Below are 18,119 nucleotides of genomic sequence, written 5' to 3'. Positions count from 1 at the left end.
ACGTAAGAAAGTGGCAGGAAAACCGGCCAGGCCGACGAACGCGATCGACCAGACCCGGCGGATGCTCTCCCTGGTGACGTATCTGCGCGAGCGCCCCGGCGCGCGCGTCAGCGATGTTGCCCGGGCCTTCGGGATCACCGAGGACGAGCTGATCTCCGACCTCGACGTGCTGCCGCTGTGCGGGACCAGCTTCCGCGGCGGCGATCTGCTCGACATCGACACCGACGGTGACCGGATCTGGTGGCGGAACCCGGGTGCCCTCGGCGCGGACGCGGCCGAGCCCTTGCGGATCGCCGCCGACGAGGCGACCGCGCTGCTCGTGGCCGCCCGCGCGGTCTCCACACTGCCAGGACTGCGCGAGGGTGACCGGCAGGCACTGCTGCGCGCCACCGCCAAGGTGGAGGCCGCCTCCGGCGAGGCGGCCGGGGCCAGCTCCCGGCTCTCGGTCACCTTCGAATCCGAGGGCGGCGTCTTCGCGGACGTCGACCGGGCCATCTCGGAGCGGCGCCGGCTGTGGATCCGCTACTACTCGCCCTCGCGCGACGAGCTTAGCGAGCGCGAGATCGACCCGATCCGCCTGGTCAGCGTCGGCCACACCTATGTGGAGGCCTGGTGCCGCCGCTCGGAGGCGCGCCGCACCTTCCGGCTGGACCGTGTCGCCGAGATCCGCATCCTGGACGAGCCGTCCGCGCCGCCCGAGATCGAGATGCGGGACCTCTCCGAGGGGCTGGTGCAGCCGGCGGCCGAGGACCCCGAGGTGGTCGTGGAGGTCGGCCCCGGCGGACGCTGGGTCGCCGAGTACTACCCGCACGACAGCGCGGACGAGCTGCCGGACGGCGGGTTGCGCATCACCCTGCGGACCCCCGATCCCACGTCGCTGCGACGGCTGGCGCTGCGCCTGGGCCGGGACGGCCGGATCGTGTCGCCGCAGGATCTCGCGGACAGTGCCCAGCAGGCGGCCCGCGAGGCCCTCGCGGCCTACGACGTGCCACAGGGAGCTCAGGACGGGCCGTACGACAGGCAGGAGCAGGGGCTTTGAGCACGTCGACGATGTCTGGTGCGTCGGAGAAGACCGGTGTGGCGGGGAGGGCCGGAGCCTCGGAGCGGTCCGGTGTGTCCTCGGGCGGGCCGGAGATGACGGTCGTGACCGCGTTCGCCGGGATGAGAAGGGTGGTCGAGACGGTGTTCAGGGCCGGCTGCCCCGACTGCCGGACTCACTTCGAGCTCAGGGCGAGCGCCCTGATGCTGGCCATCGGCGCCTCCAGCCGCACCACGTTCTACTCCTTCACCTGCCCGGAGTGCGGGGCCGCCGTCCGCAAGCCCGCCGGTGAACGCATCGTCGAACTCCTCACCGGGGGCGGGGTCCGGACCCTGCGCCTGCACTCGACCGGCTAGGAAGGTCTAGGGTCGGCGTCATGTTCTGGCCGATGTTTGCGATCGCTGTGGGTTTCCTGGGAATCGCCGTTCTCGGCGTGCTCGCTGTCCGTGTCTTCCTCGAAGCGGAGCGTCTGGGACGACAGGTTTCCGATTCCGCGCAGCGCATCGGCAGGGCCGCCGAGGACCTGGAGCGCGCGGCCGTGACCACGGCACGCTCTGTGGATGCGCTGTGAGTCACGGGTTCGCCGGGCTTTGAGTGGCTTTCGCCCTGTCACCTTGGTGGCAACGGCAGGTACGCTGCTGGTCGCGGCCCGGATAAACGAGGCGCGGGTCGCGAACTGGGAGTACGCACAGGGATTGCCCCGCGTTTACCCCTGAGCGTTACGATCGCTGTCAGCGCGACGGTCGGACACATGTCCGACCGATCGGACAGCCCCCATTCCATGCCGCCTCGGTGAGAAGGTAAAGACTTATGTTCGGAAGGCTCGGCGCTCCCGAGATCATTCTCATCCTCGTCGTCATCATCCTGCTGTTCGGCGCGAAGAAGCTTCCGGACATGGCGCGCTCCCTCGGCAAGTCCGCGCGCATCCTGAAGAGCGAGGCCAAGGCCATGAAGACGGAGGGCCAGGACACGGCCGCCGCTCCGGCCGCCCCGCCGGCCACCGACGAGCAGCCCCCGGTTCAGCGCACCATCCAGGCCGCACCCGGCGACGTGACCAGCTCCCGCCCGGTCACCGAGCCGACGGACTCGACGACCAAGCGCTGACGCAGGGCCGGTGACCTCCGGCCCGCCGCACGAGATGGGAACGTGGGTTGCTGAAGCCTGCCCGCCAGAAGGAGAAGGATCCCGAGGGGCGGATGCCCCTCGCGGAACACCTTCGTGAGCTCCGCAACCGGCTTGCGAAGGCGATGCTGGCCATCGTCGCTGTCACCGTCGTCGCCGCCTTCTTCTACAACGACATCATCAACCTCATCACCAGGCCGATCCTCGACTCGGTCGGTTGTGAGCAGAGCTTCGAGCAACTGGCGAAGTCGACGTCCACCGAGCCGTGCGCGCAGATCACGATCAACGGTCTGCTCACCCCCTTCACTCTCGCGCTGAAGGTGTCGCTGATGGCCGGTGTCGTCCTGGCCTCGCCGGTCTGGCTCTACCAGCTGTGGGGCTTCGTCGCCCCCGGTCTGCACCGGCACGAGAAGAAGTACGCCTACGCGTTCGTCGGCACGGGTGCCCCGCTGTTCCTGGGCGGTGCCTACTTCGCGTACTCGGTACTGCCCACCACGGCGAGGGTGCTGATCGAATTCACCCCGAGCGGTACCGACAACCTCCTGCCGCTGGACGATCTGCTCGACCTCGTCACGCGCATGGTGCTCGTCTTCGGCCTCTCCTTCGAACTGCCCCTGCTGCTGGTCTTCCTCAACCTCACCGGGGCGATCACCGGCAAGCGGATGCTCGGCTGGTGGCGCGGCATGATCATGGGCATCACGGTCTTCGCGGCCGTGGCCACGCCCAGCACCGACCCGCTGACCATGCTGGCGCTCGCCGGTCCGATCTGGATCCTGTACTTCGGCGCGGTCGCCTTCTCGCTGCTGAACGACCGGCGCAGGCGCCGCCGCGACGCCGCGGGACCGGCCGACGACGAAGCCTCCGAACTGGATCTCACCCCCGAGGCCATCGGCGAGGTCGAGACGGTGTCGGCCAGCCGGGCGGCACTGCCGGAGCAGGCGAGCTCGGACCGCGTCAACGGTTATGACGACGTGACCTGACCAAGCGCGGAGAACTCGTAGGGTCAGGCTTGTGACCAGCGAGATCACCCTCTTCGTCAACCCCACCGCGGGACGCGGCCGGGGCGCCCACGCGGCGCAGCCGGCCGCTTCTGCTTTGCGCGCGGCGGGGTTCTCCGTCCGTACGGTCCTCGGCGAGAACGCCGCAGACGCCCTCACGCGCGCGCGTGCAGCGGTCGCGGACGGAACGGGTGCCCTGGTGGCCGTCGGAGGCGACGGCATGGCGAATCTGGCCCTGCAGGCCGTCGCCGGGACGCGCACCCCGCTCGGCCTGGTCGCCGTCGGCACCGGGAACGACTTCGCGCGGGCCCTGGGCCTGCCCGTACGTGATCCGGCGGCCGCCGGGCGGCTGATCGCCGAGGCGCTCAAGGGGGCACGGCTGCGCGATGTCGACCTGGGGCGGGTCGGCGGCACCTGGTTCGGCACCGTCCTCGCCTCCGGCTTCGACTCCCGGGTCAACGACCGTGGAAACCGCATGAGATGGCCCACCGGCCGCTTCAAGTACGACCTCGCGATGCTCGCGGAACTGGCCGCCTTCAAGCCCATCCCCTACCGGATCACGCTCGACGACGGCGCGGTCCAGGAGATCGAGGCGACGCTCGTGGCGGTCGGCAATGGATCGTCGTACGGCGGCGGCATGAAGATCTGCGCGGGCGCGGATCTGGGCGACGGGCTGTTCGACGTCACGGTGGTCGGGGACTGCAGCCGGACGACTCTCCTCAAGGTGTTTCCGAGGGTCTACCGGGGTACGCATCTCGATCATCCGAAGGTCGCCGTGCACCGGGCGGCCAAAGTGGAGCTTGTCGCCGAGGGCGTCACGGGGTACGCGGACGGGGAGCCGCTGGGCCCGCTGCCGCTCACGGCTGCGTGTGTGCGCGGTGCTGTGCGGGTGGCGATTCCCTGAGCTGCGGGGATTCCCGGTTTCACAGGTGCGGATCCGGATATTGATCGTCCTGTTGTCAGTGCCTCCCGGTAGTCTCGAAAGCACGATGACAGAGGACCTCTCCCCGGCCGAGCGGTACGCGGCAGCACGGAAGCGCGCCGTCGAGCAGGCCACCGCTCTCGCCGGCTTCCGCGAGATGTACGACTTCGGCCTCGACCCCTTCCAGATCGAGGCCTGCCAGGCACTCGAATCGGGCAAGGGTGTGCTCGTGGCCGCGCCCACAGGCTCGGGCAAGACGATCGTCGGCGAGTTCGCCGTCCACCTCGCCCTCCAGCAGGGCAAGAAGTGCTTCTACACGACGCCGATCAAAGCGCTCTCCAACCAGAAGTACGCCGATCTCTGCCGCCGTTACGGCGCGGACAAGGTCGGCCTGCTCACCGGTGACAACAGCGTCAACTCCGAGGCTCCGGTGGTCGTGATGACCACCGAGGTGCTGCGCAACATGCTGTACGCGGGTTCACAGACCCTCCTCGGACTCGGCTATGTCGTGATGGACGAGGTGCACTACCTCTCCGACCGGTTCCGCGGGGCCGTCTGGGAGGAAGTGATCATCCACCTCCCCGAGTCGGTGACACTGGTGTCGCTCTCGGCGACGGTGTCGAACGCGGAGGAATTCGGCGACTGGCTGGACACCGTGCGCGGCGACACCCAGGTGATCGTCTCCGAGCACCGGCCCGTGCCGCTCTTCCAGCATGTGCTGGCCGGGCGCCGGATGTACGACCTCTTCGAGGAGGGCGAGGGCCACAAGAAGGCCGTCAACCCCGACCTCACGCGCCTCGCGCGGATGGAGGCGAGCCGCCCGTCGTACCAGGACCGCAAACGGGGCCGCGCCATGCGCGAGGCGGACCGGGAGCGCGAGCGCAGACAGCGCTCGCGCGTGTGGACGCCGAGCAGGCCCGAGGTCATCGAGCGGCTCGACGCCGAAGGACTGCTGCCCGCCATCACGTTCATCTTCAGCCGCGCGGCCTGCGAGGCCGCCGTCCAGCAGTGCCTGTACGCGGGCCTGAGGCTGAACGACGAAGAGGCGCGCGTGAGAGTGCGCGAACTCGTCGAGGAGCGCACGGCCTCCATCCCGACCGAGGACCTGCACGTCCTGGGGTACTACGAGTTCCTCGAGGGCCTGGAGCGCGGCATTGCGGCCCACCACGCGGGCATGCTGCCGACGTTCAAGGAGGTCGTCGAGGAACTGTTCGTACGCGGCCTGGTGAAGGCGGTGTTCGCGACCGAGACCCTCGCGCTGGGCATCAACATGCCTGCCCGCTCGGTGGTGTTGGAGAAGCTCGTCAAGTGGAACGGCGAACAGCACGCCGACATCACGCCCGGCGAGTACACCCAGCTGACCGGTCGCGCCGGACGCCGCGGCATCGATGTCGAGGGCCACGCGGTGGTGCTCTGGCAGCGCGGCATCAGCCCCGATCACCTGGCGGGACTCGCGGGCACCCGCACATACCCGCTGCGCTCCAGCTTCAAGCCGTCGTACAACATGGCGGTCAACCTGGTCGAGCAGTTCGGGCGGCACCGCTCGCGCGAGCTCCTTGAGACGTCCTTCGCGCAGTTCCAGGCCGACAAGTCGGTCGTCGGGATCTCCCGGCAGGTGCAGCGCAACGAGGAAGGGCTCGACGGCTACAAGGAGTCGATGACCTGCCACCTCGGGGACTTCGAGGAGTACATGACGCTGCGCCGCGAGCTCAAGGACCGCGAGACCGAGCTGGCCAAACAGGGCGCGGCACAGCGGCGCGCGGAGGCGGCCGTCGCGCTGGAGAAGCTCAAGCCCGGCGATGTCATCCACGTACCCACCGGCAAGTACGCGGGTCTCGCCCTGGTGTTGGACCCCGGGCTGCCCGCCGGCCGGTCCAACGGCCACCGTGGCTTCGAGCACCACGACGGGCCGCGCCCGCTGGTGCTCACCGCCGAGCGCCAGGTCAAGCGGCTGGCCTCGATGGACTTCCCGGTGCCGGTCGAGGCACTGGAGCGGATGCGGATCCCGAAGTCCTTCAACCCGCGCTCGCCGCAGTCCCGCCGCGATCTGGCGTCCGCGCTGCGCACCAAGGCCGGGCACATCGTCGCCGACCGGCACCGCAAGAAGCGTGCCGAGGCCGCCGACGACCGCGAGATCGCCCGGCTGCGCACGGCGATCCGGGCGCACCCCTGCCACGGGTGCAACGACCGTGAGGACCATGCCCGTTGGGCCGAGCGCTACCACCGGCTGCTGCGTGACACCTCGCAGCTGGAGCGTCGTATCGAGGGTCGGACGAACACCATCGCCCGCACCTTCGACCGCATCGTCGCGCTCCTCACCGAGCTCGACTACCTGCGGGGCAACGAGGTCACCGAACACGGCAAGCGGCTCGCGCGGCTGTACGGCGAACTCGACCTGCTCGCCAGCGAATGCCTGCGGGCCGGGGTCTGGGAGGGACTGAGCCCTCCCGAACTCGCCGCCTGCATCTCGGCGTTGGTGTACGAGTCGCGGGTCGCCGACGATGCGATGGCGCCGAAGGTTCCGTCGGGCAAGGCGAAGGCCGCGCTGGGCGAGATGGTGCGGATCTGGGGGCGGCTCGACGCCCTTGAGGAGGACTTCGGGATCACCCAGACCGAGGGGGTCGGGCAGCGCGAGCCGGATCTCGGGTTTGCCTGGGCCGCGTACGAGTGGGCTTCCGGCAAGGGGCTCGACGAGGTGCTGCGGGAGGCGGAGATGCCTGCGGGTGACTTTGTGCGGTGGTGCAAGCAGGTCATTGATGTGCTGGGGCAGATCTCGGCCGCGGCGCCCGTTTCCGGGGCGGCCGGTTCGTCGGTTGCGAAGAACGCGCGTAAGGCGGTGGATGGGCTGTTGCGGGGTGTGGTGGCCTACTCGTCGGTCGGGTGACCGGTTGAGGGGAGCGGGGCGGTAGGCGGTGGGTTGTGCGGTGCGGGTGGGTGGGGGAGCCGGGGAGGTTTTTCGCCCCCTCCGCCCCTACCCTTCCCGTCCTTCTGGGGCTCCGCCCCAGGCCCCGCCAGGGGGCGCTGCCCCCTGGACCCCCGCCAGGGGCTGCGCCCCTTGGATCCCGGCCAGGGGCTGCGGCCCTTGGACCCCCGCTAAGAGCCGTGCCCCCTGGACCCCCGCTCCTCAAACGCCGGAGGGGCTAATAGAGCGGAGGTAGGCGCGCCAGCCTCCGTACCCCGTGATGTCCTCCGCTCCTTCGAGTGCGGACGGTTCGCACAGGAAGCCGGGTACCTGGCTGCCGTCGGTCAGTTCGACGCGGCCCAGGGTCATCGGGCGGGGGAGTTCGGCGAGCAGGTGTCCCAGGCCCTCGGCGGGGAGGCGCCAGACTTCGGCCTCGATGGTGGCGCCCGGGCCTTGCGGGCTGACGTGGACCAGGCCCGGCTTGGGCGGCGTGGTGGGCAGCGCGTGCAGGCGGTAGACGGGGGCCGTGGTTGTCGTACGTTCCAGCTCCGCGCCCAGGGAGAGGAGCTGGGGGTTGAGCGGCTGACCGGACAGGTGTGCGCCCACTACCGCGATCCGGAGCTGCGGCTGGAGCAGGCTCGCGATCCGGGCGAGGCGTTCGTCGGTGAACGCCGGGCCGATCAGCATCACGCCGAAGGGCAGGCCGTTCACCAAGCCCGCGGGGACGGCGACCGCGGCCAGGTCGAAGAGGTTCGTGGAGTTGGTGAAGCGGCCCAGGCGGGCGTTGGCGCCCAGTGGGTCGGCGGCGACCTCGGCGAGGGTGGGGTGGCCGGGGGCGGTCGGCAGCAACAGGGCGTCCGCCTCACCGAGTTGGGTGAGGGCGCGGGTACGGAGGTCCGTCAGTCGGTCCTGGTCGGCGTACAGCTGGTGGGCCGGGATGTCCCGGGCGCGGGTGATGATTCCCGCGACGGTCGGGTCGAGCCCCTCGCCGCCCTCGGTGATCAACTTGTCGACAAAGCTCCCTACGGCGGTGTAGCGCTCGGCGACGAACGCGCCCTCGTAGAGCATCGCGGCGGCCTCGGTGAACGGGGTGAGGTCGATGGTGCGCAACTCGGCGCCGGCCGCGGTGAGTTGCGCCGCGGCTGCTGCGTACGCCTCCGCCCAGCCCTCGTCCAGTTCCCCGAGCTGCGCCGTGGAGGCGACGGCGATGCGCCATGGGCCCGGCGTCCGTTGGGGGAGTGCCGGGAGCTCGCGTTCCGATGGGGAAGTCATGTACGCGACGGCCTGCTCGGCCTCCGGGAGCGTACGGGCGAAGACGGTCACGCAGTCGAGGGAGGCGCAGGCGGGGACGACGCCGGTCGTCGGCACCAGGCCGCGGGTCGGCTTGAGGCCGACGATGCCGTTGAAGGCGGCGGGGACCCGGCCCGAGCCTGCGGTGTCCGTGCCGAGGGCGAGGTCGACGATTCCCAGGGCTACGGCGACGGCCGATCCTGAGCTGGAGCCGCCGCTGATCCTGGCCGGGTCGTAGGCGTTGCGTACCGCGCCGTGGGGGGAGCGGGTGCCGACCAGGCCCGTGGCGAACTGGTCCAGGTTCGTGGTGCCGAGGATGATCGCGCCGGCGGCTCGGAGCCGGGCGATTGCTGGCGCGTCGCCTTCTGGGGTGTACGCGTATGCCGGGCAGCCGGCGGTGGTTTTGAGGCCTGCCACGTCGATGTTGCCCTTCGCGGCGAGGAGCTTGCCTGCGAGGGGGAGGTGCTCGCCTGCGGCGACGCGTTCGTCGATGCTCCTCGCCTCTTGCTCGACCTCCGCCTGGGGGCGCAGGTCGATCCAGACCTCGGGGCGGTCGGTGGCCTCGATGCGGGCGTATGCCCTCTGGACTCGGGTGACGGCTGACATCGGTGCTCCTTGGCTGGGGTCTCGTGTTCGACTGCGGGCCGGTGGGTGGTGTGTGCCCACCCGTTCCGCCCTGCGGAACGCCTGCCCACACACCACACCCTGGAAGGGACTTCAAGACACCGTCGGACCCGCCGGCGCCAGCACCATCAGTGCCGTCCCCGCCTCCACCTGGTCTCCCGGTTTCGTGAGGATCTCGGTCACCACGCCGTTCATCGGGGCGGGGACCCTGGACTCCATCTTCATGGCCTCCAGGGCCAGGAGGGGTTGGCCGAGGGTCACCTCGTCGCCGGGCCGGACGTTCAGCTGCCATACCGACGCGGCGAATTCGGCCTCTATCAGGCGGCCGCCCTCGGGGACGGTCACCTCGGCGGGGGGAGCCGCGGGAGTGGACGCGGACTCCGCCCGGGTGAACTCGCCCGCTGCCTCCCACGCATCCCGCTCCGCGGAGAACGCGCCGCCCTGCCGGGCCCGGAACTCCGCGATCGAGTCGGCGTTCTCGGTGAGGAAGGACTCGTACGCGGCGAGGGAGAACTCGCCCTCCTCGATCCTGGGGACGAAGCGGCCGGAGATGATGTCGGCGCGCAGGTCTAGGAGTTCGTCGGGCTCGACCGGGTACCACTTGACGCGGTCGAAGAAGCGCAGCAGCCAGGGCGAGCCCGGCTCGAACGCGCCGCGCTGCTGCCAGGGCGACCACACCTGGGTCGTACGGCCGACGAACTGGTAGCCGCCGGGACCCTCCATGCCGTAGATGCAGAGGTAGGCGCCGCCGATGCCGACCGAGTTCTCGGCGGTCCAGGTGCGCGCCGGGTTGTACTTGGTGGTGACCAGGCGGTGGCGCGGGTCAAGGGGTGTCGCCACCGGCGCGCCCAAGTAGACGTCGCCGAGGCCCAGTACGAGGTACTCCGCGTCGAAGACCGTCCGGTACACGTCGTCCACCGAGTCGAGGCCGTTGACGCGCCGTATGAACTCGATGTTCCACGGGCACCAGGGGGCGTCGTCGCGGACGCCCGCCATGTAGCGGGCGATCGCCTCGCGGGTGGCCGGGTCGTCCCAGGAGAGGGGGAGGTGGACCGTGCGGGAGGGGACGACGAGTTGGTCGCTGGGTGGGAGCGTCGCCACGATCTGCCGTACGGACGCGAGGAGTTCGCGCTGCGGGAGCCGCCGCGGATCCGTCTGGATCTGCAGGGAACGGATGCCCGGGGTGAGGTCCGTGACCCCGTCCAGCTCGGCGCCCGCCACCGCCTCCATCAGCGCGTGCACCCGCATGCGCAGGGCCAGGTCCAGCTGCATGGGACCGAATTCGACCAGCAGGTTGTCGTCGCCGGAGCGCCGGTACGTCACGTCGCCGTCCCGCGCGAGTATGCCGCCGTCGACGATCGCGGCCCGCGCCGAGCCGTCGTCGGCGACCGGCGCGAAGCGGACCGTGTCACCGGGCCGGAGCTGCCCGAGCTTCCAGCGCTCCGAACTGACGACCGTCGCGGGGCAGACGAAGCCGCCGAGCGAGGGGCCGTCCGGGCCGAGCAGCACCGGCATGTCGCCGGTGTAGTCGACGGCGCCCACAGAGTAGGGCGTGTCGTGGATGTTGGACGGGTGCAGGCCTGCCTCGCCGCCGTCCTTGCGCGCCCAGCGGGGCTTCGGGCCGACCAGCCGTACGCCCGTGCGCGCCGAGTTGAAGTGGACCTTCCAGTCGGCGGCGTAGAACTCGTGGATGTCCTCCTCGGTGAAGAACTCCGGGGCGGCGTGCGGGCCTTCGAGCGCGCCGATGTGCCAGCGCGCCGCGAAGACCGGTCGGTCGGCAGCCGCCACCGCAGTACCGGAGGCCACCGCGCCCCCGTGCAGTACATCTCCCGTCCGCAGCGTCCGCCCACCGTGCCCGCCGAACCGGCCCAGCGTGAAGGTGGACGCGCTGCCCAGGAACGCGGGCACGTCCAGGCCGCCGCCCGCGAAGAGCACGTACGTGCGCAGACCGTGCTCGGTGGGGGTGCCGACCTCCAGGACGGACCCCGCCGGCACCGTGACCGGCTCCCACTGCGCGACCGTCGTAGCGTCCACGGTGACCGCCGCCGGAGCACCCGTCACGCAGACGGTCGTGGCGTGTGTGAAGCGCAGGGCCGGTCCCTGGAGCGTGCACTCCAGACCCGGTGCCCCCTCGTGGTTGCCGAGGGCCCGGTTGCCGAGCCGGAAGGACAGGTCGTCCATCGGGCCGCAGGGCGGCACCCCGACCTGCCAGTAGCCGGTGCGGCCGGGCCAGTCCTGGACGGTGGTGAGCGTGCCGCCCGAGACGACCTCGACGCGCGGTGTCGGATCGGAGACCTCGGCGAGCGTCGCCGTCGAATGCGTCGCGGCCCGGAAGGACCTCTCCGAGAGTGCCGCGCGCACCAGTCCGAGGTTCGTCTCGATGCCGTCGACGCGGGTCCTGGCCAGCGCCTCGTCGAGCCGTTCCAGCGCGTGCGCCCGGTCCGAGCCGTAGGCGATGACCTTCGCGAGCATGGGGTCGTACGAGGTCGTGACCTCCGTCCCCGTCTCCACCCAGCCGTCCACGCGGACGCCGCCGGGGAACTCGACGCGCGTCAACAGGCCCGCGCTGGGCCGGTGTTCGCGCGAGGGGTCCTCGGCGTACACCCGTGCCTCGACGGCGTGACCCCGGGGCGCCCCGGGGTCACGTACGACATCGGACTCCCCGCGCGCCAGTCGCAGCATCCAGGAGACGAGGTCGACCCCGTAGATCTCCTCGGTGACCGGATGCTCCACCTGCAGACGGGTGTTGACCTCCAGGAAGTACGCCTCCTGGCGGGCGGCGTCGTACACGAACTCGACGGTTCCGGCCGAGCGGTAGCCGACCGACGCGCACAAGTCACGTGCGGCGAAGGTGAGTTGCTCACGTACGGAGGCAGGGAGTCCGGGTGCGGGAGCCTCTTCCAGCACTTTCTGGTTGCGGCGCTGGAGCGAGCAGTCGCGGTCGCCGAAGGTGACCACGCGGCCCCGGCCGTCGCCGAATACCTGCACCTCCACATGGCGGGCCTGCTCCACCAGCCGCTCCAGGAACACCCCGGCGGAGGAGAAGGAGGCCGCGGCGACGCGCTGCACGCTCTCCCAGGCCTCGGTCAGTTCATCGGCTGAGCGACATGCCGACATACCGATGCCACCGCCACCGCCGGTGGCCTTGAGCATCACGGGATAGCCGATGCGCCCGGCTTCGAGAAGGGCTTCTGCCAGGCCGGAGAGGAGCCCAGTGCCCGGCGCCAGGGGCACTCCGGCCGCCTGAGCCGCCGCTCGCGCCGTGTGCTTCGCCCCGAACAGTTCCAGCTGCTCCGGCGTCGGCCCCACGAACACGATCCCCGCCTCCTCGCAGCGCCGCGCGAAGTCCGCGTCCTCGGAGAGGAAGCCGTACCCCGGGTGGATCGCCCCGGCGCCGGTCTCCATCGCCGCCTTGAGGACGAGCTCGGCGTCGAGGTACGACTCCTTGGCGGGCGCGGGGCCGAGCCGCACCGCCTCGTCGGCCAGCCGTACGTGCGGTGCCGAGCGGTCCGGATCGGAGTACACCGCCACCGTGCGCAGGCCGAGTTCGCGGGCCGTCCGGATGATCCGGACCGCGATCTCGCCCCGGTTGGCGACGAGCAGCGTGTCGAAGGTCATTCCGGAGCCCCAAGGGTCATCTGGACCGCGGTCGGCTCGAAGCCGTTGCAAGGGTTGTTGATCTGGGGGCAGTTGGAGACCAGGACGAGCACATCGCGCTCGGCGCGCAAGGTCAGCTTCAGCCCCGGGGCAGAGATGCCGTCGACGATGCCGAGGGTGCCGTCCTTCTCGACCGGCACGTTCATGTACCAGTTGATGTTCGAGACCAGGTCCCGCTTGCCAAGCCCGTACTTGGCGCCCTCCGCGAGGAAGTTGTCCACGCACGCGTGCTGCGACCAGGTGTGATACCCGTACCGGAGCGTGTTCGACTCCTTGGAGCAGGCGCCGCCGACCGTGTCGTGCCTGCCGACCTCGTCCTCGACGACGGTCATCAGCGGGGTGTGCTCGTTGGACATGAGCACACCGCCCGTGGTGAGGAAGAGGTTGCCCTGCGCGTGGATCGTGTCCGGCGCGCTGTAGCGGACGGCCGTGTCGTGGGCGTCGTACACCAGGAAGTCGACTGCCTGGTTGCCGTGCAGGTCGGTGATGGTGAGCGTCCCGCCCTCGCGCACGACGGACGACCAGGCGGCGCGGGCCGGTACTTCCACGGTCTTCATATGAGCCCCCTCGCGGCAAGGAATTCGGCGGTGTTCAGGAAGGCACGGCAGCCCTCGGGCGTGGCCTCCCACAGCGGATCGCCCGCCTTGGTCGCCTCCGAGCGCCAGGCGAGCACCTCCAGCGGTGAACTGACGTACTCCGGACGGGGATCGGCCGGATGCGGCACGTTCGCGATCAGCACGGTGACGTCCTGCTCGGCGCGCAGGGTCACGCTGCCGCCAGGCCCTGCCGAGCCGGTGAAGTCGAGGGAGCCGTCGTCGCGTACCCCCACGCCCTGGAAGAAGGAGAGCGAGGGCGGCAGATCGCGCGGTTCGAGTCCGTTCTTGGCCGCGGCCAGCTTGAAGAGCTCGCGCCCGGCCGGGGACGCGGACTGCGGCGTGCCGTCCCCGTACCGCGCGGTATTGCGTACGAGCGTGGAGGTGCCGCACAGCGCGTCGTGCCGTCCGGAGGTGTCGGCGATCAGCGAGGCGAGCACGCGGCCCTGGTCGGACAGGAGGAGCTGCCCCTCGCCGAGGTACGCGTTCCACTGGACCTTGACCGTGTCCGCCACGTTCAGGCGCTCCCACGGGCGGTCGGCGACGTGCAGGAGCAGATGCGCGCAGGCGTCGCCGGTCAGGTCGGTGAGGCGCAGTTCGGTGCCGCGGGCCAGCACCCGGTGCGTGTAGTTGCCGCCCGCCACGGTCTCCGCCCACACCAGGTGGCCGGCCTCGCAGGGCGGCGCGGGCCAGCCGCTGGCCGGGACGACGGGCATGGCCTCGGTGCGGGTCCCGTCCTGGGAGCGGGCGTGGGCGCGTGCTCCGTATGGGGTTGCTGTCGCCATCGCGGGTCCTCCGGCTCCGGGGTTTCAGTCCAGCGACGTCATTTCCGTCGCTCGACATTTCTGTCGCTCGACAGAAATTAGGAGCGGGGAGGGTCGACGCCGTGTCCCGTGTGTTGCCGTCCGGTTACCGATCCCTCACGGTGATCGCCGCGTGACCCGATGTGCGAGGATCGAACACATGGGAACCGGTGGTGGACGACGGGTCGGCCGGCCGCGTGCGGCTCAGCGGCCGGACAGTGGTCTGTCGCCGCGCGACGAACTGCTCGACGCCGCCGCCGAGTTGTTCACGACCCGCGGGTACGCCGCCACGACCACCCGGGCCGTCGCCGAGCGCGCGGGCATGCGGCAGGCGTCGATGTACCACTACGTCTCCGGCAAGGAGGAGCTGCTCGCCGAGCTCCTGGAGTCCACGGTCACGCCCTCGCTCACTCTCGCCCGGGAGCTCCTCGCGGACGACGCGACCCCGGCCGAGGACCGGCTGTGGGAGCTGTGCCGCACGGACGTCGAGCTGCTCTGCGGCGGCCCGCACAACCTGGGCGGTCTCTATCTGCTGCCCGAGGTGCGCGCCGAGGGCTTCGCCGGCTTCCATGCCGTACGGGCCGAACTCAAGGACACCTACCGGCAGTTGCTCGCCGCGACGGCCGCGGGGGGCGCGCTCGCCAAGAGTGAGCTGGATCTGCGGACCGATCTGCTGTTCGGCCTCATCGAGGGCGTGATCCTCGTGCACCGCTCCGATCCGGAACGGCCGGTGTCCGCGTTCGCGGAGGCCACCGCGGACGCGGCGCTGCGCATCGCCGGAATCTGACCGACGGGCCCTCTCCGGGGCGGTTTTCGCATGCCCGTACGCCATCACGCAGCGTGTGCGAATGACGTCACAGCGTACAAATGAGCCGAGGGTACTCCTGTCGCATGGGCGATTTCAGGTGCTTGCTGAATATGACACGGCGTTGATCCGGTCGGACTAAGCTCGCCCGCAGCGCACCGAGTTGAGATGTATTCGTGCGCTTGTTCCCAAAAGTTCCGAAGATTCAGTTTGAACCATGCCGTTTCCCCCACAAACTTCCCCGATCCCCCAGTCGACTTGTCTCAGAGGGCATACATGGTGAGTGTTCAATCGCCTCCCGGTGGCCGTGAACTTCCCTACGCGCGCGTGCTGTTGCTGCCGGCCATAGTGATGGCCGCGGCGACCGGAGCCGCCGTCGCATCGGTGACGGAGCCGGCCCGCGCCGCCGTCGGCTGGTGCGGAGCCATCGCGACACTTCTGGTCGTCGCGATCGGCGCTGAAGCCGTACGGCGTGGCCGCGTCGCCCGCGATCTGCGTGACGACATGGCGTACCGCACCGCACATCTGGAACAGCGCATCGCCGCCCACGATCAGGAGATCCAGCACTTCTCCCGCGAGGTCCTGCCCGTCGGGCTCGACCGACTGCACGCCGGCGCCTCTCCCGGGGAAGTGATCCGCAACCTCGGCCGGACCGATCCGGATCTCGGCGAACTCCCCAAGCCGCAGCGCGACTTGCTGGAAACCGTGCTCACGATCATCGACCGCGAGGAATCGATGCGCGACTCCGCGCAGCGAGCCTTCGTCAACATCGCCCGCCGTGTGCAGGCGATCATCCACCAGCAGAACAAGGAACTGCGCGAGATGGAGGAGGACCACGGGCGCAACCCCGAGGTCTTCGACGACCTGTTGCGCATCGACCACGGCACCGCGCTGATCGGCCGCCTCGCCGACTCCATCGCGGTACTCGGCGGTGGCCGCCCCGGACGCCAATGGCCCGAGCCCGTACCGCTGTTCAGCGTGCTGCGCGGCGCGATGTCGCGCATCCTGGAGTACCGCCGCATCGAGCTGCACAACGTCGTCGAGGTCGCCGTGAACGGCGTATCCGTCGAACCGCTCATCCACGCCGTCGCCGAACTCCTCGACAACGCCACGCGCTACTCGCCGCCGCACACCAGGGTGCACGTCACCGCCATCGAGGTGCAGACCGGCATCGCCATCGAGATCGAGGACGGCGGCGTCAGCCTCAGCGACGAGGCCCGCGACAAGGCGGAGGACCTGCTCCGGCAGGCCGCCCTCGGAGTCGACTTCGACGCCCTCGGCGCGAACCCGCGGCTCGGCATGGCCGTCGTCGGCCGGCTCGCGAAGATGTACAACATGCAGGTCTCGCTCAGGCAGTCGGCGTACGGCGGTGTCCGCGCCGTTCTCGTCGCGCCGCGGAACATGCTCACCACCGACGACGCCCCCGGCCTCGCGCACGGCATCGGCATCGACTCCGTTCCGACCATGGACACCGGCGGAGTCGAGGGCCCCAACCGCAAGCCCAAGAAGCGCCGCCCGACCACCGGCCCCCGGCTCACCACGCCGGACGGCGACTCCCAGGACGACGACGTCCCCCAGGTCACCGAGTGGACGCCCAACGGCCTGCCGCAGCGCCGCAGCCGCGTCAAGGTCTCCTTCCACCAGCGCGCGGCCGAGGCCCGCGCGGACGCCGAGGCCGCCGAGGCCCGCGCGGCCGCAGCGCCCTCATGGGCGGCCGCACCCGTCCTGGAGGAGAAGGAGCCCGAACCCGGCCTGTGGGTCGAGGCGTTCATGGAAGGGCTGAAAGGCGACCCGGACCCGGCCGCCGCAACCGGCACGACGATCAAGCCGGCCCCTGTGGAGGCCGACGACGAAGGGGACCCCAAGTGATCCAGCAGCGAGCCAACTTCGACTGGATGCTCAAGGAACTCGCCGACGGGGTACCCGGCGTCCAGCAGATCGTGGTGCTCTCCGCCGACGGGCTGCGCATCGCGCGGTACGGCGGCGACCCGGACGCCGCCGACCGTGTCGCCGCGGCCTGCGCGGGCCTGCAGAGCCTGGCCGGAGCCGTCGCGAGCGAGATCCCCAACAGCGACGGCCGGATGCGCATGGTCATCATCGAGATCAACGGCGGCTACTTCTACCTGATGTCGGCGGGACCCAACGCCTATCTCGCGGTCCTCGCCAACCAGACCGCGGAGCCCGGCCTGATGAGCAACCGCATGCGCGACCTCGTCGTCCGCATCGGCGCCCATCTGACGAGTCCGCCGCGGCGCAACGGGCAGACCGTATGACTCCTCCGCAACGCCGACGGCGCTACCCCAAGGAAGAACCCGCGGGACCCCCCATCGAGGGACTTCTCGACGAAGACCCCTCCCGAGGGGGACCCCCGAAAGAGGGATCTCCGCAGGACGGCCAGGACCGGAAGAACCCCGAGCGCCTGTATCTGCTCACGGGCGGGGCCGAGGGCGGCGACCGGGCCGCCCTCGACCTCGTCACGTTAATCGTGGCGCGCGCCGAGGCGCCGCCGTCCAACGCCCAGCCGGAGAAGTCGGCGCTGATCCGGCTCTGTTCGGCCCCCCTGTCCGTGGCCGAACTCTCGGCCTATCTCAATCTGCCCGTCAGCGTGGTGACCGTCCTGCTCACCGAGCTGCTGGCGGCCGAACTGGTACAGGCGCGCGCCCCGATCGTCCGCTCGGCGCTCCCCGACCGTTCCCTCCTCGAAGCGGTGATGCATGGACTTCAAAAGCTCTGACACCATCACGGGTCCTCGCGCCGAGGACCACCTGCCGCACACCACCCAGGCAGCTGTGAAGATCGTCATCGTCGGCGGTTTCGGAGTCGGCAAGACGACCATGGTGGGCTCCGTCAGCGAGATCAAGCCGCTGACCACGGAGGAGACCATGACGCAGGCCGGGATCGGAGTCGACGACAACTACGGCTCCGAGACCAAGACGGCCACCACCGTCGCCATGGACTTCGGCCGGATCTCGATCACCGAACAACTGGTGCTCTATCTCTTCGGCACGCCGGGCCAGGAACGCTTCTGGTTCCTCTGGAACGGCCTCTTCGAGGGAGCGCTCGGCGCGGTCGTCCTGATCGACACCCGCCGGCTGGAGGTCAGCTTCGACGTGATCGGCCGCCTGGAGGAACGCGGTGTGCCGTTCGTCGTCGCCATGAACGACTTCCCGGACGCGCCCCGCTACCCGGTCGAGGAGCTGCGGTCCGCGCTCGACCTCTCCGAGGACATCCCGATCATCAAGTGCGACGCGCGCCGCAGGGCCTCCAGCCGGGATGTCCTGATGAAGCTGATGAGCTTCCTGCACTCGCTGGCCATGGCGCGCGCCTGAGCCCTCCCGTGCGTACCGAATCCGTACGCAGATAC

Annotated in this window: 16 protein-coding genes; 12 read left to right on the top strand and 4 right to left on the bottom strand. The window is 70.3% G+C overall.

Features of this window, described 5'->3' with window-relative positions; genetic code table 11:
• The first annotated feature begins 10 nt into the window (after nucleotides 1-10).
• From OG219_RS10095 to OG219_RS10065, 7 genes are all read left to right on the top strand, one after another.
• Complete coding sequence (locus OG219_RS10095; protein ID WP_266825041.1) at nucleotides 11-1,039, top strand: YafY family protein; 1,029 nt, start codon at nucleotides 11-13, stop codon at nucleotides 1,037-1,039.
• Between the two features lie 95 nt (nucleotides 1,040-1,134).
• Nucleotides 1,135-1,395 (top strand): hypothetical protein, encoded by a 261-nt coding sequence (locus tag OG219_RS10090; RefSeq protein ID WP_266836050.1) that lies wholly within the window; start codon nucleotides 1,135-1,137, stop codon nucleotides 1,393-1,395.
• 20 nt (nucleotides 1,396-1,415) lie between these two features.
• Nucleotides 1,416-1,610: a hypothetical protein gene (locus OG219_RS10085; RefSeq protein ID WP_266825039.1), complete on the top strand. Its 195-nt coding sequence runs from the start codon at nucleotides 1,416-1,418 to the stop codon at nucleotides 1,608-1,610.
• Nucleotides 1,611-1,849: 239 nt separating this feature from the next.
• On the top strand, nucleotides 1,850-2,143 hold the full coding sequence (tatA, locus tag OG219_RS10080; protein ID WP_266825037.1) for a Sec-independent protein translocase subunit TatA: 294 nt from the start codon (nucleotides 1,850-1,852) through the stop codon (nucleotides 2,141-2,143).
• Between the two features lie 47 nt (nucleotides 2,144-2,190).
• Nucleotides 2,191-3,141: a twin-arginine translocase subunit TatC gene (gene tatC / locus OG219_RS10075; protein ID WP_266825035.1), complete on the top strand. Its 951-nt coding sequence runs from the start codon at nucleotides 2,191-2,193 to the stop codon at nucleotides 3,139-3,141.
• A 31-nt stretch (nucleotides 3,142-3,172) separates the two neighbouring features.
• Nucleotides 3,173-4,063 carry a diacylglycerol kinase gene (locus OG219_RS10070; protein WP_266825033.1) on the top strand — a complete coding sequence of 297 codons (891 nt, stop codon included), beginning with the start codon at nucleotides 3,173-3,175 and terminating at the stop codon, nucleotides 4,061-4,063.
• A 40-nt stretch (nucleotides 4,064-4,103) separates the two neighbouring features.
• Nucleotides 4,104-6,965 (top strand): RNA helicase, encoded by a 2,862-nt coding sequence (locus OG219_RS10065; RefSeq protein ID WP_266836049.1) that lies wholly within the window; start codon nucleotides 4,104-4,106, stop codon nucleotides 6,963-6,965.
• 240 nt (nucleotides 6,966-7,205) lie between these two features.
• Here OG219_RS10065 and atzF read toward each other — a convergent pair whose 3' ends face one another.
• From atzF to OG219_RS10045, 4 genes are all read right to left on the bottom strand, one after another.
• Complete coding sequence (gene atzF / locus OG219_RS10060; RefSeq protein WP_266825031.1) at nucleotides 7,206-8,879, bottom strand: allophanate hydrolase; 1,674 nt, start codon at nucleotides 8,877-8,879, stop codon at nucleotides 7,206-7,208.
• Nucleotides 8,880-8,990: 111 nt separating this feature from the next.
• Nucleotides 8,991-12,515 carry a 5-oxoprolinase/urea amidolyase family protein gene (locus OG219_RS10055; RefSeq protein ID WP_266825029.1) on the bottom strand — a complete coding sequence of 1,175 codons (3,525 nt, stop codon included), beginning with the start codon at nucleotides 12,513-12,515 and terminating at the stop codon, nucleotides 8,991-8,993.
• The gene (locus OG219_RS10050; RefSeq protein ID WP_266825027.1) at nucleotides 12,512-13,111 is read right to left on the bottom strand and encodes an urea amidolyase associated protein UAAP2; all 600 of its coding nucleotides are present in this window, start codon (nucleotides 13,109-13,111) and stop codon (nucleotides 12,512-12,514) included. The genes OG219_RS10055 and OG219_RS10050 overlap by 4 nt, the downstream gene beginning before the upstream one ends.
• Nucleotides 13,108-13,932 (bottom strand): urea amidolyase associated protein UAAP1, encoded by an 825-nt coding sequence (locus tag OG219_RS10045; protein ID WP_266825025.1) that lies wholly within the window; start codon nucleotides 13,930-13,932, stop codon nucleotides 13,108-13,110. Before OG219_RS10045 ends, OG219_RS10050 begins: the two co-directional genes overlap by 4 nt.
• 178 nt (nucleotides 13,933-14,110) lie before the next feature.
• On the opposite strand from OG219_RS10045, the gene OG219_RS10040 reads away from it, so the two are divergent.
• The 5 genes from OG219_RS10040 (at nucleotide 14,111) to OG219_RS10020 (ending at nucleotide 18,084) form a co-directional block, all read left to right on the top strand.
• Nucleotides 14,111-14,737 (top strand): TetR/AcrR family transcriptional regulator, encoded by a 627-nt coding sequence (locus tag OG219_RS10040; protein ID WP_266825023.1) that lies wholly within the window; start codon nucleotides 14,111-14,113, stop codon nucleotides 14,735-14,737.
• A gap of 294 nt (nucleotides 14,738-15,031) precedes the next feature.
• Nucleotides 15,032-16,624, top strand: coding sequence for a sensor histidine kinase KdpD (locus OG219_RS10035; RefSeq protein WP_266825021.1), 1,593 nt, complete (start codon nucleotides 15,032-15,034; stop codon nucleotides 16,622-16,624).
• A complete protein-coding gene (locus OG219_RS10030) occupies nucleotides 16,621-17,028 on the top strand; it encodes a roadblock/LC7 domain-containing protein (protein WP_266467101.1) in 408 nt (135 codons plus the stop codon). Before OG219_RS10035 ends, OG219_RS10030 begins: the two co-directional genes overlap by 4 nt.
• A complete protein-coding gene (locus tag OG219_RS10025) occupies nucleotides 17,025-17,489 on the top strand; it encodes a DUF742 domain-containing protein (protein WP_266825019.1) in 465 nt (154 codons plus the stop codon). Before OG219_RS10030 ends, OG219_RS10025 begins: the two co-directional genes overlap by 4 nt.
• The gene (locus tag OG219_RS10020) at nucleotides 17,470-18,084 is read left to right on the top strand and encodes an ATP/GTP-binding protein (protein WP_266825017.1); all 615 of its coding nucleotides are present in this window, start codon (nucleotides 17,470-17,472) and stop codon (nucleotides 18,082-18,084) included. The genes OG219_RS10025 and OG219_RS10020 overlap by 20 nt, the downstream gene beginning before the upstream one ends.
• The last annotated feature ends 35 nt before the right edge of the window (nucleotides 18,085-18,119 follow it).

It is taken from the genome of Streptomyces sp. NBC_00038, assembly GCF_026343635.1.
Lineage (GTDB): Bacteria > Actinomycetota > Actinomycetes > Streptomycetales > Streptomycetaceae > Streptomyces.
This window is presented reverse-complemented; position numbering and strand designations above follow the sequence as displayed.

Bases quoted from the DNA above. Each gene is read 5' to 3' on its own strand.
- OG219_RS10035 (WP_266825021.1), top strand. From the start codon at position 15,032: ATGGTGAGTGTTCAATCGCCTCCCGGTGGCCGTGAACTTCCCTACGCG.
- OG219_RS10085 (WP_266825039.1), top strand. From the start codon at position 1,416: ATGTTCTGGCCGATGTTTGCGATCGCTGTGGGTTTCCTGGGAATCGCC.
- OG219_RS10055 (WP_266825029.1), bottom strand. From the start codon at position 12,515: ATGACCTTCGACACGCTGCTCGTCGCCAACCGGGGCGAGATCGCGGTC.
- OG219_RS10050 (WP_266825027.1), bottom strand. From the start codon at position 13,111: ATGAAGACCGTGGAAGTACCGGCCCGCGCCGCCTGGTCGTCCGTCGTG.
- OG219_RS10025 (WP_266825019.1), top strand. From the start codon at position 17,025: ATGACTCCTCCGCAACGCCGACGGCGCTACCCCAAGGAAGAACCCGCG.
- atzF (WP_266825031.1), bottom strand. From the start codon at position 8,879: ATGTCAGCCGTCACCCGAGTCCAGAGGGCATACGCCCGCATCGAGGCC.
- OG219_RS10090 (WP_266836050.1), top strand. From the start codon at position 1,135: ATGACGGTCGTGACCGCGTTCGCCGGGATGAGAAGGGTGGTCGAGACG.
- OG219_RS10020 (WP_266825017.1), top strand. From the start codon at position 17,470: ATGGACTTCAAAAGCTCTGACACCATCACGGGTCCTCGCGCCGAGGAC.
- tatA (WP_266825037.1), top strand. From the start codon at position 1,850: ATGTTCGGAAGGCTCGGCGCTCCCGAGATCATTCTCATCCTCGTCGTC.
- OG219_RS10045 (WP_266825025.1), bottom strand. From the start codon at position 13,932: ATGGCGACAGCAACCCCATACGGAGCACGCGCCCACGCCCGCTCCCAG.
- OG219_RS10040 (WP_266825023.1), top strand. From the start codon at position 14,111: ATGGGAACCGGTGGTGGACGACGGGTCGGCCGGCCGCGTGCGGCTCAG.